Here is a 14,123-nt window from a genome sequence, read left to right on the forward strand (position 1 = left end):
CCACGGCCGCACTCCGGTCCCATTGCGACGGCCGGCGCGGACCGGACTTGTGGCGCGCGGCCGGCGCCGGATGGTGCAAGATGGAACCATGAGTGCCGAGGACCTTGAAAACTATGAAACCGACATGGAGCTACAGCTCTACCGCGAATACCGCGACGTCGTCGGGCTGTTCAGCTATGTGGTCGAGACCGAGCGGCGTTTCTACCTTGCCAACCACGTAGACCTGCAGGCCCGCAGCGCCGACGGAGAGGTCTATTTCGACCTCACACTGCAGGACGCCTGGGTGTGGGATGTCTACCGCTCCGCCCGGTTCGTCAAGAGCGTCCGGGTCATCACGTTCAAGGACGTCAACGTCGAGGAACTGCCGCGCAGCGAGGAACTGGCCCTGCCCAAGGTCGAGGACCTCGGCAACTGATCCGTCGCATGAGCCTTTGCGGCATCCTGCGCGGCTGCCAGGCGGCCTCCGCGACTCTTCCGCCACAGACTCTTACTTCGCGGCCGGGACATCGCGGGCGTTGAGCCCCGAGATCAGGTGACGACGGTGCCCCGTTCGCTGCGGTGGGCGACGGGGCACCGAAAGGTCAGGACTCGATGGAGCCGTTCATGGCCGACTGGGTGAGTTGGATATCCAGAGCCCGCATGTTGCCAATGGAAGTGCCGGCTGGCGCCTTCTCAACGGCCCAATCCAGTGCGTTTTGATCGAGCATCCACGAATCGGGTTCGTCAAGGAAGGCTGAAATGTATTGGGCCGCGTTCGTGGCAAATGCTCGACCTTTCTCGGATCGAGATATGTAGACGCTGTTGGCAATGTACCGACGCCAAGGCGCAAGCATATTGATACCCGACGATGCCGCCAGGACGACGTCGAATCCGGATAGAGCTGTGCCTGCCTGAGATATAGGGGAAGTCGGGTAGAGATCGACATCCTGTACCCACACATCGGTCCCGAACTTGTCCATAACTTGCCCTGCGACCAGATAGCGTGCGCATGCGAAGTACGTGATTGGGTTGCCTACTTCCGGGGGAAGTTGGGAAGATGACCACGAGAGGCTTGGCGGCATCGAGGTTCGATGGCTGAACCCATGAATTGTCCTTGAGAGATCTTCTGCTTCCCTGATGAAGGCCCGAGCTTCAGCGTCCGAAGCGACGAGGTGGAAGTGAAGATGGAGCTCAGGTTCCGCGCAGGCGTAGAAGAGAATTCGTGCCATGTAGCGGCGGAGAAATTCTATGTTGGCTGAATAGAGGATGGTTCCCGTCGTTGCCTCAGGGATCTCGGCCCCATGCCAAGAGATCGGCACGTTCTTCGCACCTGCAATTGTTTCCGGCAGCCCGTACGTGAAACTTCCCATGTCAAGGTAGAAGGACTTCACCAATTGCTGGCCGGACGAGAGAGCGGCCCGAAACTCTCTAAGAGCCGCGGTCCGGCCTTCAAGAACACTCAGAACCTGACCGCGCAGAATTCGAGATGACGTGCCCGGATGATTGAAGGCCAAGGACGTCTCGAGCAGATCGCGCAAGTCAGCCCTCAGGGAATCAGAGACCGGGCCGTCGGAGGGCGACGTGACGTGGAAAATCTCCCGCTGAGTCGAAGCTCCGTGTCGCTCCAGAACCGCGTGCAATTCTTTCATGACAGTCAGGCTGACCATGACATTTCCGGGCACCGAGTCAGAATGGGCGGCCTGTACCGGGTATAGCTCGCAGAGAAGCGCCAAGCGGCTGTTCGACGGAATGCGATGTATCCGCTGAAGCCTCCGGAGCACATCGTTTACGATGCGCACAAGCCGGCTTTGCCATTCGGAGTCACCAAAATACTCCCAGGTCGTAAGCGTCTCCAGCATTTTTGCGGCCTCTGCGTGTGTCGCAGCCTGAGCGGGTTGGCGCAGCCAGCGCTCAAGTTGCGCGACGTGCTTCAAAGCGTCCACGCGGACGCGGGGAGTTAACGGTTTAGATTCTCCGTCTGGGTAAATCTCGTCCACCCAGGCAACCGTTTGATTCGCCGGACCGGGTAGGGCGTCGTTGGATATCTCGAGCTGGTTGCCGGCTATTACTTTTAGACTCCGGCTTTCCTTTGAAATACGGTCCCTGAGCCGCAGCACATAGCGGTTATGGAGCGAAGGAGCTACGCGAGTTAAATCCACTGTCAGCACATTGCTGCTTTCTGTCGGCCATGAAAATTTCTTTGGCAATCCTTCAACCCCGTACCGTGACACAATGCCTCGCTGTACGAGAAATATGTTGCGGAGTTACGTTCATCCTCGGCGAAGGTGGTGGAGTGATCGCTTGTCTGTTGCAAGCCTAGGGACAGGCCCGCTTGGCCACAAATTGAGCTTTCAACGGTGAGAGAACCTGTCGGCGCGTGACGCTCGTACCCCGGCGATGCGTGGCTATGGACACGACGTCGGTGGTCGTCACGGCGGCCTTGTCCTTGCCGGCGAGGTCTGCGAGGCCTCTTCGCCGTGTCCGGAGCGCCCGGACTTTTCCACATAGCCGCCAGACACCCTGTGCCACCTGGCTGGGGCGCTGCACGCTGGAGGCATGAGAGCTAAGGATGTGCTGGGCCGGCGCGGGGAGGACCTCGCCGCCGGGTATCTTGAATCGCTCGGTATGCAAGTGCTGGAGCGCAACTGGCGCTGCTCTGAGGGCGAGATCGACATTGTCGCGCTCGACGGCGACGCCGTGGTCATCGCCGAGGTGAAAACCCGTAAATCCCTCGCGTACGGCCATCCCTTCGAGGCAGTCGGCGCGGACAAGCTGGCCCGGCTTCACCGTCTGGCGTCGGCGTGGTGCCGTGCCCAGGGGCTTGGTGCGCCGCCCTGCCGCGTGGACGTAATCGCCGTGATCGACGACGGCACCGGCGAGCCCGCCGTCGAGCACCTCAAAGGTGTGAGGTAGGTGGGGCTGGGCCGGAGCTATTCGGTCGCCCTGGTGGGCCTCAACGGCTACATCGTGGAGGTCGAGGCCGACATCGGACAGACCCTGCCGGCGTTCGTGATCCTGGGACTGCCGGACGCCTCGCTCAACGAGGCCAAGGAACGGATCCGCTCCGCGGCCCAGAACTCGGGAATCCCGCTGAGCCGCCGGAAGATTACGGCCAACCTGATTCCGGCTTCCCTGCCCAAGCGCGGCTCGGGCTTCGACCTCGCCATTGCCATGGCCGTCCTGCTGGCGGCGAATGACATCCGGTCCACCGGCCGCACCGTCTTCATCGCCGAGCTCGGCCTGGACGGCCGTCTGCGGCCCGTGCGGGGCATCCTTCCGGCGGTGATGGCCGCGGTGCGGGCCGGCTACCCGGAGGTCGTGGTGGCCCGGGCCAACGTGGCCGAGGCCGAACTCGTCCCGGGTGCACGGGTCCGCGGCTACGCGACGCTGGCCCGACTCGCGTTCGACTGCGGCGCGGATCCGCAGGACCTCGCCCTGGACTTCGAGCCCGAGCCCGAGGACGCCGACAGCCCCGGTCCCGGCACCGGTCCCGCGCTGGCGCCGGACATGTGCGATGTCTCCGGGCAGGCCGCGGCGCGCCGTGCCCTGGAAGTGGCTGCCGCGGGTGCCCACCACCTTCTGCTGACGGGGCCGCCCGGTGCCGGGAAGACCATGCTGGCCGAGCGGCTGCCCGGCCTCCTGCCGGACCTGGGCGACACTGAGGCCATGGAGGTGACCGCCATCCACTCCCTGTGCTCGCTGCCCTCGGGCTCCGTGCAGCTGCTGCGCCGGCCGCCCTACGAGAACCCGCACCACACCGCGACGGCGGTGGCCATCATCGGCGGCGGGTCAGGGCTGCCGCGTCCCGGGGCAGCGTCCCGCGCGCACCGCGGTGTGCTCTTCCTCGACGAGGCCCCCGAGTACGACCGCGGCGTCCTGGACGCCCTGCGGCAGCCGCTGGAAAGCGGCGAGCTGGTCATCCACCGCTCGGCCGGGGCCGCGGCCTATCCCGCCCGGTTCCAGCTGGTCCTCGCGGCCAACCCCTGTCCCTGCGGCAAGGCAACCGGGAAGGGAGTGGACTGCATCTGCACACCCACCATGCGCCGCCGCTACCAGGCCCGGCTCTCCGGCCCGTTGCTGGACAGGGTGGACATCCAGCTCGAAGTGGAGCGCGTCTCGCTCGCCGGCTTCGGTCAGCCCGCGGCCGAGGAAGGCACCGCGAGCATCGCAGAGCGCGTCCGCGCGGCCCGGGCCCGTCAGCTGGAGCGGTTGCTGCCCTTCGGGCTGGAAACGAACGCGCAGGTGCCCGGACGGCTACTGCGCGGAACCCTGCGGCTCAGTGCACCCACCACGCGCGTCCTGGACTACGCCCTGGAACGCGGCGTCCTGACAGCCCGCGGCTACGACCGCGTGCTGCGCCTCGCCTGGACGCTGGCGGACCTGTCCCGGCACGACGTCCCGGACACGGACGACGTCGGCCAGGCGCTGGGCCTCCGCCAGGCCGCGACGGCGGCCCCCTGAGCCCGGGCAGGACCCCGCACCCCGAACGCCACCCGAAAGGAAGCATCATGAGCGACGACGAACGAACCGCCCGGGCCGCCCTGTCCCGCCTCTTCGAGCCGCAGGACGCCGCGGCCTTGGCCCTGGTGCAGGCCGCGGGAGCGCAGGACGCCCTGAGGATCGCGTGCGGCCGGCTCGCCGCCGGTCCGGAGCTGGAACGGGAGATCACCGCGATCCTGGCTGAGAGCGGCTCCGGCAGCAGCTGGTCAGGGTTGGCCGGGGCGCTCCAGCGCTGGGCACCGCGCATCCCCGACCTCGCGCCGGAACGGGACCTGGCCACCATGCGCCGTCTCGGCGGACGGATCATCATCCCCTCAGATGAGCTGTGGCCCCGGCAGCTGGCGGACCTCGGACTCCAGGAGCCCGTGTGCCTGTGGTGGCGCGGCCTCGAGCAGGAGCTGCCGCCCGCGGCCAAAGCCATCGCCCTGGTGGGCTCCCGGGACAGCACCAGCTACGGCGCCTCGGTGACGGGTGACCTCGCGTACTCCCTGGCCCAGCGCGGCTTCACCGTCGTCTCCGGCGGCGCCTATGGGATTGATGCCCATGCCCACAGGGCCGCGCTGGCCGGAGGCACGGGCGCCCTGCCCACCATCGCGGTCATGGCCGGGGGAGTGGACCGCTTCTATCCCGCCGGGAATGAGGGCCTGCTCCGGGCGGTGGCGGACCACGGCGCCGTCCTGGCCGAAGTCCCGCCCGGATCCGCACCCACCCGCTACCGGTTCCTCCAGCGGAACCGGCTCATTGCGGCCCTGGCCTCCGTCACGGTGGTGGTCGAGGCCAGGTGGCGCTCCGGCGCCCTCAACACGGCCCACCACGCCGAAAGCCTGGGCAGAGCCGTGGGCGCCGTGCCCGGATCCATCCACAGCGCCAACTCCGCCGGCTGCCACCGGCTGCTCCGGGAAGGCGGGGCCGTGTGCGTCACGGACGCGGGGGAAATCGCCGAGCTCGCCTCCCCGAGTGGTGAGGCCCTGCCCCCGGACAAGGGCGGCCGGACGGAAGTCCACGACGGCCTCACCCTCGAGGACCTGATCCTGCTCGATGCGTTGCCCCTGCGGACCACGAGCCCGGTCGAGAAGCTGGCCGTGGTGGGCGGCTTGAGCGTGGAATCGGTCCGTGCCGGACTTGGCCGGCTCGGGCTGCTTGGGCTGGCCGAATCCCGCCACGGCGGCTGGAAACGCTCCGGGAAAGCGACCTGACATGGCCGCCGACGCCCGCATGCACCGGCCGGTATGCCGCGGCTCGCCGCACGGCTCCTGAGAATGCCCCCGGAATACTGCCACAGTAGGAGGGTGTCTACACAGGATCTCCCCGCCGCACTCGACGGCGCCGCCGCACGCTTCGGCCGCTACCTGGAAGCTGAGCGGGGGAGGTCGGCCCATACGGTGCGGGCCTATCTCTCCGACGTCGAAAGCCTACTGGCCCATGCCGCGACCGAGGGGATCCAGGACCTGGCCGGGCTGGAACTCGGAAGCCTGCGGCGCTGGCTTGGCGCCCAGAGCGAGTCCGGCAAATCCCGCGCCACCCTGGCCCGCCGCGCCGCCACCGCCCGGGCGTTCACCGCATGGGCCGTCCGCGAGGAGCTGATCGACGCCGATCCCGCGCTGCGGCTCAAGGCCCCGAAACGGGAAAAGTCCCTGCCCGGAGTCCTGCACCAGCAGCAGGTCCAACGGCTCGTGGACGACGCCGAAGCCGCCTCCGCCGAGGGGGAACCGCTGGCCCTGCGCAACCGCGCCATGCTCGAACTGCTCTACGCCACGGGCGTCCGGGTCGGCGAACTGGCCGGTATGGATGTGGATGACCTCGACCCGGACCGTAGGACTCTGCGGGTACTCGGCAAGGGCAACAAGGAACGCACGGTGCCCTACGGGCTCCCGGCGGCGCTCGCCGTCGACGACTGGCTCCGCCGGGGCCGGCCGGCCCTCGCCACCGGGTCCAGCGGTCCGGCCCTCTTCCTGGGCGCGCGCGGCGGCCGGGTGGACCAGCGCCAGGTCCGCAGCGTGGTCAAGGACATGCTGGAGAGGCTGGGGGACACCGCCGCCACCGGCCCGCACGCGCTGCGGCACTCCGCTGCGACGCACCTGCTCGACGGCGGGGCAGACCTGCGGGCCGTGCAGGAAATCCTCGGCCACAGCAGCCTTGCCACCACGCAGATCTACACCCACGTGTCCGTGGAGAGGCTCCGGCAAAGCTACCAGCAGGCGCACCCCCGGGCCTGAGCCCGGCTTCCAGCGCGACGTCCGTGCCGGCCGGTACAGGGGCCGCCGCGTGGAGTGACAGCATCCGCGCCCCAGCGTCCTCACGGGCCCGATGATCCGCCCCGCCGGCCTTCGCCGTCTGCCTCGTCAGCCCCGCCGGGCGCTCCCTTCGCGGTCTCCGGAGACGAATTCGGCGCGCCGAAAAGGACGCGCCGAATCGCACTGGCGTAATTAGGAGGGGTAGGGCAGAATAAAACTCACGCCCGGGAAGTTTCAAGTTGAACTTGAAGCTGGAATGCACCACGTCCCAGCTTCGAACCCGGTTGTATATTAGTAGTCTGGCAGGGACCGCCGGCACAATTTCGGATCCGCGCAACAGACAGACATCCAGGCAGAGGTCGTTGGGGAAGACGTACCTACAGCTATGGAGGATGGAATGTCTGTTGCACTGACCCGCGGTGTGTTGTTCGTTCACTCGGCCCCGACTGCCTTGTGCCCCCACGTCGAGTGGGCCATAGGGTCTGTCGTGGACAAGCGGACGGATCTGGAGTGGACCCCGCAGCCTGCCGCGCCCGGAATGTTTCGGGCCGAGCTGTCGTGGACCGGTACGCCGGGCACGGGGGCTCAATTGGCGTCCGCTCTTCGCGGCTGGGCCCACCTGCGTTATGAAGTGACCGAAGAGCCGAGCCAGGGCGTCGACGGCGGACGCTGGTCGCACACCCCGGAGCTGGGGATCTTCCATGCCACCACCGACGTCCACGGCAACATCATGGTCTCCGAGGACCGCATCCGGTACGCCTACGAATCCGGTGCCGGCGACCCTTCGGCGGTCTACCACGAGCTCTCACTCGCCCTGGGTGAGGCCTGGGACGAGGAACTCGAGCCGTTCCGCCACGCCGCCGAAGGCGCCCCCGTGCGCTGGCTCCACCAGGTCGGCTAGGGGCCGCCAACACCAGGCGCACCACCGCAGCACTTCCATAGCTAGGCGCCAAACACAGATGGCGGCAATGTCCACGAGGAACATTGCCGCCATCTGTCATTCGGGCCAGCCTCATTCGGGCCAGCTGCCATTCGGCCGGGGCCGTGCAGCAACTACACGCTTCGTACCGCGATCACGGCGTTGTGTCCGCCGAAGCCGAACGAGTTGCTCAGCGCCGCGATGCTGCCGGCGGGCAGGTCGCGGGCCGTCGTGACGACGTCGAGCGGGATTTCCGGATCCTGGTGCTCGAGGTTGATGGTCAGCGGCGCCTTGCGGTCGTAGACAGCCATGACGGTCAGCACGGCCTCCACCGCACCGGAGGCGCCCAGCAGGTGCCCCATCTGCGACTTGGTGGCCGAGACCGCCACGCTGTCCACGTGCTTGCCCAGGGCGGCCTTGAGCGCCGTGTACTCGGGCTTGTCGCCGACCGGGGTGGAGGTGGCGTGCGCGTTGACGTGCACCACGTCTTCGGGCTGGATGCGGCCGTCGAACATGGCAGCCTTCAGCGCGCGGGTCGCGCCGAGGCCCTCGGGGTCCGGGGCGGTGATGTGGTACGCGTCGGCGGTGACCGAGGTACCGGCGAGTTCGGCGTAGATCCGGGCGCCGCGGGCCAGGGCGTGTTCCTCGGCTTCGAGCACCAGGGCGCCGGCGCCTTCGCCCATGACGAAGCCGTCACGGTCGCGGTCGTAGGGGCGCGAGGCGTGCTCGGGATCGTCGTTGCGGCGCGAGAGGGCCTGCATGGAGGCGAACGCGGCGATCGGCATCGGGTGGATCGCGGCCTCGGCGCCGCCGCAGACGACGACGTCGGCCTTGCCGGAGCGGATCAGGTCCAGGCCCATGTGGACGGCCTCAGTGCCGGATGCGCAGGCGGAGACGGGGGTGTGGGCGCCGGCACGGGCGCCCAGGTCGAGGCTGACCGCGGCGGCAGGTCCGTTGGGCATCAGCATCGGAACAGTCATGGGCAGGACGCGGCGGGGGCCCTTTTCACGCAGGGTGTCCCAGGCATCCAGGAGGGTCCAGACGCCGCCGATCCCGGTGGCGAAGGCCACGGCGAGGCGGTCGTGGTCGATCTCGGTGATCCCGGAGTCGGCCCAGGCCTCGCGGGAGGCAACCACGGCGAACTGGGTCGAGGGGTCCATGCGCTTGGCTTCGACACGGCTCAGGACCTCGAGGGCCGGGGTGGAGGCGCGTGCGGCAAAGTGAACGGGCAGTTCGTACTTTGCCACCCAGTCGTCCTCGAGCGTGTGCGCGCCGGAGACGCCCTTGAGCGCGTTCTTCCACATCGTGGGGACATCGCCGCCGATGGGTGTGGTGGCACCCAGCCCGGTAATGACTACTTTGCGTGCCATGGGATCACTCTCTGTCGGTGCGCCTGCCGTGTCCGGAACCGTGAAGGGGATGGCCGGGGCCTGCGTGGGGAAATCTCTGGGGTTGTGCACTTGATGGTGGTGCTGGCGGTCCGGTCCGGGCGCTGCTGGAGCGCCCGGACCGGCCACCGGGTCCGCCGTTGCCGGCGGAAGCCAGACTTAGGCCTGGGCGTTGGCGATGAAGCTCACGGCGTCGCCGACGGTCTTGAGGTTCTTGACCTCTTCGTCGGGGATGCGGACGCCGAACTTCTCTTCGGCGTTGACCACGATGGTCATCATGGAGATGGAGTCGATGTCCAGGTCTTCGGTGAAGGACTTGTCCAGTTCGACAGCCTCCGGGGCCAGGCCGGTCTCTTCGTTGACGATTTCAGCCAGGCCGGCCAGGATCTCTTCGTTGTTAGCCATTGATGGCTCCTTTTCTAGTTGTTGCCCTTGGCTGCCGGTGAAATGCCGGCCGTCGGGGGCGGAAATGATTCAAACCGAGGGATTCGGCTTGGTGCGGGAAATGCGTGCTGTGCAGAGCGTGGGGGCAGATAGTGAACCTCATGCTCTGCAATGGTGAAACCGGTGAAACGTATTTAATTCGGGAAGGCGGCGGCTACCTAGGGAAGCACGATCACCTGGGCGCCGAAGACCAGTCCGGCTCCGAAGCCGATCTGCAGCGCCAGCCCGCCGCTGAGCTCGGGGTTTTCCTCAAGCAGGCGGTGGGTGGCAAGGGGGATGGACGCCGCGGAAGTGTTGCCGGCGTCGGCGATGTCGCGGGCGATCTTGACGGTCTCGGGCAGCTTCAGCTTCTTGGCCATCTCGTCGATGATCCGCATGTTGGCCTGGTGCGGGATGAAGGCGGCGAGGTCCTCGGCCTTGACGCCGGCAGCGTCCAGGGCCTGCTGGGCCACCTTGGCCATCTCCCACACGGCCCAGCGGAAGACGGTCTGGCCGTCCTGGCGCAGGGTGGGCCACAGGGAGGCGTCCGTTACGGCGGCTTCCTCGGCGCTGACAGCGGCGCCGCGCTTGCCGGTCAGGGCGAGCTCGCGGATATCCAGCATGGAGTGGGTCATGCCGATGGCGTCCCACTTGCTGCCGTCCGAACCCCAGACCGAGGGGCCGATGCCCGGCGTGGCGGACGGGCCGATCACGACGGCGCCCGCGCCGTCGCCGAGCAGGAAGGAAATGGTCCGTTCCGTGTTGTCGATGACGTCGGAAAGCTTCTCGGCACCGACCACCAGGACGTAGGTAGCCGCTCCGGAGCGCACCAGGGCGTCGCCCTGGGCGATGCCGTAGCAGTAGCCGGCGCAGGCCGCGGAGATGTCGAAGGCCGGGGCCGGCGTCGCGCCGAGGCGGTCGGCCAGGCTCGCGGCCGCGGACGGGGTCGCGTAGGGGTGCGTGACCGTGGAGACGATCACGGCGCCGAGCTGGGAAGCCTCGATGCCGGCCTTCTGCAAGGCCTCACGGGCGGCGCCTTCGGCCATGTCGATCACGCTGACATCGGCGGGCGCGCGGTGCCGGGTGATGATGCCGGTGCGCTGGCGGATCCATTCATCCGAGGAATCGATCCACTGGCACACGTCCTCGTTGGTCACGATGACGCTGGGCCGGTAGGCGCCGATACCCATGATGCGGGTGTTTTCCTGCACGGGCGCCTGCTTCAGAGTGGGAACGCTCATGCCCCTCCCTCCAGTTCTGCAAATAGGGCCAGGGCCGCGGAAAGATCGTCCGGGGTCTTGACGGTGACGGTCTTGACGCCGGGCATGCCGCGCTTGGCGAGGCCGGAGAGTGTTCCGGCGGGAGCCAGTTCAATCAGGCCGGTCACGCCGCGCTGCACCATCGTCTCCATGCAGAGGTCCCAGCGGACCGGGCGGGAGACCTGGGCAATCAGGCTGTCGACGGCGGCGCCGCCGTCGGTGACTTCCGCGCCGTCGAAGTTGGACAGCAACGGCACTTGGGGGTTCCGCGGGTGCAGCGACGGCCGCAGCGCCCGCAGGGCGGCGCCGGCCGGGGCCATGTGCGAGGTGTGGAACGCGCCCGCAACCTTCAGCGGAATGACCCGGGCCTTGGCCGGCGGGTTCTCGGCCAGGGCCTTGAGCTGCTCCAGCGTGCCGGCGGCCACGGTCTGGCCTGCGCCGTTGACGTTGGCCGCGGTGGCGCCAGAGGCCTCAATGGCCGCCAGGACGTCAGCCGGGTCGCCGCCCACGACGGCGCTCATGCCGGTCGGGGTGGCGGCAGCGGCGGCGGCCATGCTGTTGGCCCGTTCGCGGACAAACGTCATGGCTTCGGTTTCCGTCAGGACACCGGCCAGCGAGGCCGCGGTGATTTCGCCGACGGAGTGGCCGGCCAGGATGACCGGAAGCGTGCTGAGTTCGACGTCGAACAGTGACTTTGCGGCCACCAGGCCCGCGGCGACGATCAGGGGCTGCGCGACGGCAGTGTCCTTGATGGTTTCCTCATCGGAGGTGGTGCCGTGGGCGGTGAGGTCGATGCCTGCTATTTCGCTGAGGGAGGCCAGGAGGCCTGCGACGGGTGGTAGTTCCAGCCAGGGGGCCAGAAAACCAGGGGTCTGGGAGCCCTGTCCAGGGCAGACGATTGCAAGCACGTATCCAGCTTTCCAAATTACTGCGTGAACATTCGTGTTTTCATGCACCAAGCTCACTGGGTCAGTTTGTAGGAAGTCTACAACGATTCAGGACCCGTTGCGGGGAGGCTGCCGCTCTGCGGGGGCCTTCGGCGGGGTCGAAAGCCGACCCACCACGAGGGCGGTCTGGAGCACGAACGCCTCCCGCGGCAGGAGCGGATCCCAGCCCGTGACGTCACACACGCGCTTGAGCCGGTAACGCACCGTGTTGGCATGGACGAAGAGTTCGCGGGCCGTGGCCTCCAGCGAATGGCCAAGCTCGAGGTACGTGCCCAGGGTCTCCACAAGCCCGTTGGAGGCGGCCAGCAAGGGACGGTAGATGTTTTTGACCAGCGAGCGGCGGGCGGCGTCGTCGCCGGAGATCACGCGCTCGGGGAGCAGGTCGTCGGCCGCCACCGGACGCGGCGCGGAGGGCCACGCCCGGGCCGCGGTGAGGCCGGCGAAGGCTGACTGGGCCGAACCGCTGGCCTCGAGGAGGGAGCCCGCCTCGGGGCCATACACCACCGGGCCGGGGGCAAAGAGTTCGCTGAGCTTCAGATACGCGGTCTCCCGGTCCTGGAGTCCGCCCAGGATGAGGATGAGGCGGTCGCCCTGAATCCCCACGAGCGCGTCCTCAGCGAAGCGTCCTGCGGTGCGGCGCAGTTCGCTGACGTAGCTGGCGCTCGGCTCCGACGGCGAATTCCCCACCATGACGGTGAACCGTTCCTGCGCCTTCCAGCCCAGGGCCGCGATCCGGGACCGCAGCGCGTCCGTGTTTTCGCCGCGCAGGATGGCATCGACAATCAGGGCCTCCAACCGGGTATCCCAGGATCCACGGGATTCCGCGGCGCGGGCATAGACGTCGGCGGCGGCGAAGGCGACCTCCCGCGAGTACCGCAGAACGGCCTCGCGCAGCGCGCCCTGGTCCGCTTCCGGGGCGATGACCGGGACCTGGTCCTCCACGACTTCCACGACGATCCGGATGAGCTGGAGCGCCTTTTGGAGGCTGATGGAGCGGGTTAGTTCGGTGGGGGCGGTGCCGAAAACGTCGGACAGGATCCACGACGGCGAACTCGGCCGCTCGTACCACGTCACGAACGCCGCGATGCCGTTCTGGGCCACCATGCCCAGGGCGGAGCGCTCGTCCGAGTTCAGCCGGCTGTACCACGGCAGGGACTTTTCCAGCTGGCGCAGTGTCGTCGTCGACAACTGGCCCACGCTCGCCCGAAGCTTCTTGAGGGTCTCAGCCTTCTCCGGAGTCATCGCCCGCGAGGCCGGCTTGCGTTTTTCGGGAGTGGTGATCGGCTCTGCCATGCATCGAGCATACGGGGCGCGCCGCCCAAGCTCCATTTGTGAGAAGGCTACAACTGCCGTTGTCCTGCATCACACGGGCCCGCGCCGGGATCGCGGTGAGGCCATGCCCCCGGAGAGACGGGAGGACGACACCGGTTAAACGCCCGACGGCGGCCCCCACCAATTGGTGAGGAACCGCCGTCGGGCGCTGTGCCTGGCCTCGCGGCCGGAGGGGCGTCCGGTTAGGAGTCGCCGCCCGCGTTGCCGGTGGTGCCGGCGTTCACGTTGAGCAGCCGGTACTTCTCGATGGCCTGGGCCGGTGCCTGGGCGTCGACTTCGCCGCGGCGGGCCAGCATCTGCAGGGAACGGACCACTACCGAGTGAATGTCGTTCTTGAAGAAGCGGCGTGCAGCGGCCCGGGTGTCGGAGAAGCCGAAGCCGTCCGCGCCGAGCGAGGCGAACTCGTTCGGAAGGAACTGCCGGATCTGGTCCGGCACGGCCTTCATGTAGTCGGTGACCGCCACGATCGGACCGGTGGCACCGGCGAGCTGCTGGGTCACGAACGGGACGCGGGCGGGCTGGCCCGGGTTGAGGAAGGCCTCTTCCTCGGCGGCCATGGCGTCGCGGCGCAGTTCGCTCCAGGACGTCACGGACCACACATCGGCCGAGACGCCCCAGTCCTCGGCAAGGATCCGCTGGGCTTCGAGGGCCCAGGGGACGGACACGCCGGAGGCGAGGATCTGCGTGCGCGGGCCGTCGATCTTGGCCGGTGCCAGCAGGTAGATGCCCTTGGTGATGCCTTCGACGTCGAGTTCGGCCGGCGCGGCCGGCTGGAAGATCGGCTCGTTGTAGACCGTGATGTAGTACATCAGGTTCCGGTCTTCGGAGTCGGGTCCGTACATTCGCTCCAGGCCGTCGCGCATGATCACGCCGATCTCGTAGCCGTACGCGGGGTCGTAGGTGACGACGGCCGGGTTGGTGGCGGCGAGGATCGGGGAGTGGCCGTCGGCGTGCTGCAGGCCTTCACCGGTCAGGGTGGTGCGGCCGGCGGTGGCGCCGATGATGAACCCGCGGGTCATCTGGTCCGCGGCGGCCCAGAAGGAGTCGCCCGTGCGCTGGAAACCGAACATCGAGTAGAACACGTAGATCGGCACGAGCGGCTCGCCGTGCGTGGCATAGGAGGTGCCCGCGGCGGTGAACGC

The 14,123-nt window shown here is 67.9% G+C and carries 12 protein-coding genes and 1 pseudogene; 6 read left to right on the forward strand and 7 right to left on the reverse strand.

Annotated elements, in window-relative coordinates:
* The first annotated feature begins 88 nt into the window (after positions 1–88).
* Positions 89–415 carry a DUF2469 domain-containing protein gene (locus BLR03_RS21285; RefSeq protein WP_018773443.1) on the forward strand — a complete coding sequence of 109 codons (327 nt, stop codon included), beginning with the start codon at positions 89–91 and terminating at the stop codon, positions 413–415.
* A 166-nt stretch (positions 416–581) separates the two neighbouring features.
* Here BLR03_RS21285 and BLR03_RS21290 read toward each other — a convergent pair whose 3' ends face one another.
* Positions 582–2,186 carry a hypothetical protein gene (locus tag BLR03_RS21290; protein WP_139184633.1) on the reverse strand — a complete coding sequence of 535 codons (1,605 nt, stop codon included), beginning with the start codon at positions 2,184–2,186 and terminating at the stop codon, positions 582–584.
* 349 nt (positions 2,187–2,535) lie between these two features.
* Between BLR03_RS21290 and BLR03_RS21295 the strand changes: the two genes are divergently transcribed.
* The 5 genes from BLR03_RS21295 to BLR03_RS21315 all read left to right on the forward strand — a co-directional run bounded on the left by BLR03_RS21295 (position 2,536) and on the right by BLR03_RS21315 (position 7,614).
* Positions 2,536–2,892 carry a YraN family protein gene (locus BLR03_RS21295; RefSeq protein ID WP_091256289.1) on the forward strand — a complete coding sequence of 119 codons (357 nt, stop codon included), beginning with the start codon at positions 2,536–2,538 and terminating at the stop codon, positions 2,890–2,892.
* On the forward strand, positions 2,893–4,440 hold the full coding sequence (locus BLR03_RS21300; RefSeq protein ID WP_091256290.1) for a YifB family Mg chelatase-like AAA ATPase: 1,548 nt from the start codon (positions 2,893–2,895) through the stop codon (positions 4,438–4,440).
* Positions 4,441–4,487: 47 nt separating this feature from the next.
* Positions 4,488–5,675 (forward strand): DNA-processing protein DprA, encoded by a 1,188-nt coding sequence (dprA, locus tag BLR03_RS21305; protein ID WP_091256292.1) that lies wholly within the window; start codon positions 4,488–4,490, stop codon positions 5,673–5,675.
* A gap of 93 nt (positions 5,676–5,768) precedes the next feature.
* Positions 5,769–6,695, forward strand: a complete 927-nt coding sequence (locus tag BLR03_RS21310; protein ID WP_091256293.1) for a tyrosine recombinase XerC — start codon at positions 5,769–5,771, stop codon at positions 6,693–6,695.
* A gap of 415 nt (positions 6,696–7,110) precedes the next feature.
* Complete coding sequence (locus BLR03_RS21315; protein WP_091256295.1) at positions 7,111–7,614, forward strand: DUF3145 domain-containing protein; 504 nt, start codon at positions 7,111–7,113, stop codon at positions 7,612–7,614.
* Between the two features lie 152 nt (positions 7,615–7,766).
* Here the strand turns inward: BLR03_RS21315 and fabF are convergent, their stop codons facing one another.
* From fabF to BLR03_RS21345, 6 genes and pseudogenes are all read right to left on the reverse strand, one after another.
* Entirely contained in the window at positions 7,767–9,002 is a 1,236-nt protein-coding gene (fabF, locus tag BLR03_RS21320) for a beta-ketoacyl-ACP synthase II (protein WP_091256297.1), read from the reverse strand.
* A gap of 177 nt (positions 9,003–9,179) precedes the next feature.
* Positions 9,180–9,425 (reverse strand): acyl carrier protein, encoded by a 246-nt coding sequence (locus BLR03_RS21325; RefSeq protein ID WP_091256299.1) that lies wholly within the window; start codon positions 9,423–9,425, stop codon positions 9,180–9,182.
* 197 nt (positions 9,426–9,622) lie between these two features.
* The gene (locus tag BLR03_RS21330) at positions 9,623–10,684 is read right to left on the reverse strand and encodes a beta-ketoacyl-ACP synthase III (RefSeq protein ID WP_091256300.1); all 1,062 of its coding nucleotides are present in this window, start codon (positions 10,682–10,684) and stop codon (positions 9,623–9,625) included.
* The gene (locus tag BLR03_RS21335; protein WP_091256302.1) at positions 10,681–11,610 is read right to left on the reverse strand and encodes an ACP S-malonyltransferase; all 930 of its coding nucleotides are present in this window, start codon (positions 11,608–11,610) and stop codon (positions 10,681–10,683) included. Before BLR03_RS21335 ends, BLR03_RS21330 begins: the two co-directional genes overlap by 4 nt.
* An 87-nt stretch (positions 11,611–11,697) precedes the next feature.
* Positions 11,698–12,942, reverse strand: coding sequence for a PucR family transcriptional regulator (locus BLR03_RS21340; protein WP_091256304.1), 1,245 nt, complete (start codon positions 12,940–12,942; stop codon positions 11,698–11,700).
* 221 nt (positions 12,943–13,163) lie between these two features.
* Positions 13,164–14,123: pseudogene (locus BLR03_RS21345) on the reverse strand (pyruvate dehydrogenase (acetyl-transferring), homodimeric type); the annotation flags it as partial.

Source organism: Arthrobacter sp. ok909 (assembly GCF_900104405.1).
Lineage (GTDB): Bacteria > Actinomycetota > Actinomycetes > Actinomycetales > Micrococcaceae > Arthrobacter > Arthrobacter humicola.

Bases quoted from the DNA above. Each gene is read 5' to 3' on its own strand.
- BLR03_RS21285 (WP_018773443.1), top strand. From the start codon at position 89: ATGAGTGCCGAGGACCTTGAAAACTATGAAACCGACATGGAGCTACAG.
- BLR03_RS21295 (WP_091256289.1), top strand. From the start codon at position 2,536: ATGAGAGCTAAGGATGTGCTGGGCCGGCGCGGGGAGGACCTCGCCGCC.
- dprA (WP_091256292.1), top strand. From the start codon at position 4,488: ATGAGCGACGACGAACGAACCGCCCGGGCCGCCCTGTCCCGCCTCTTC.
- BLR03_RS21315 (WP_091256295.1), top strand. From the start codon at position 7,111: ATGTCTGTTGCACTGACCCGCGGTGTGTTGTTCGTTCACTCGGCCCCG.
- fabF (WP_091256297.1), bottom strand. From the start codon at position 9,002: ATGGCACGCAAAGTAGTCATTACCGGGCTGGGTGCCACCACACCCATC.
- BLR03_RS21325 (WP_091256299.1), bottom strand. From the start codon at position 9,425: ATGGCTAACAACGAAGAGATCCTGGCCGGCCTGGCTGAAATCGTCAAC.
- BLR03_RS21330 (WP_091256300.1), bottom strand. From the start codon at position 10,684: ATGAGCGTTCCCACTCTGAAGCAGGCGCCCGTGCAGGAAAACACCCGC.
- BLR03_RS21340 (WP_091256304.1), bottom strand. From the start codon at position 12,942: ATGGCAGAGCCGATCACCACTCCCGAAAAACGCAAGCCGGCCTCGCGG.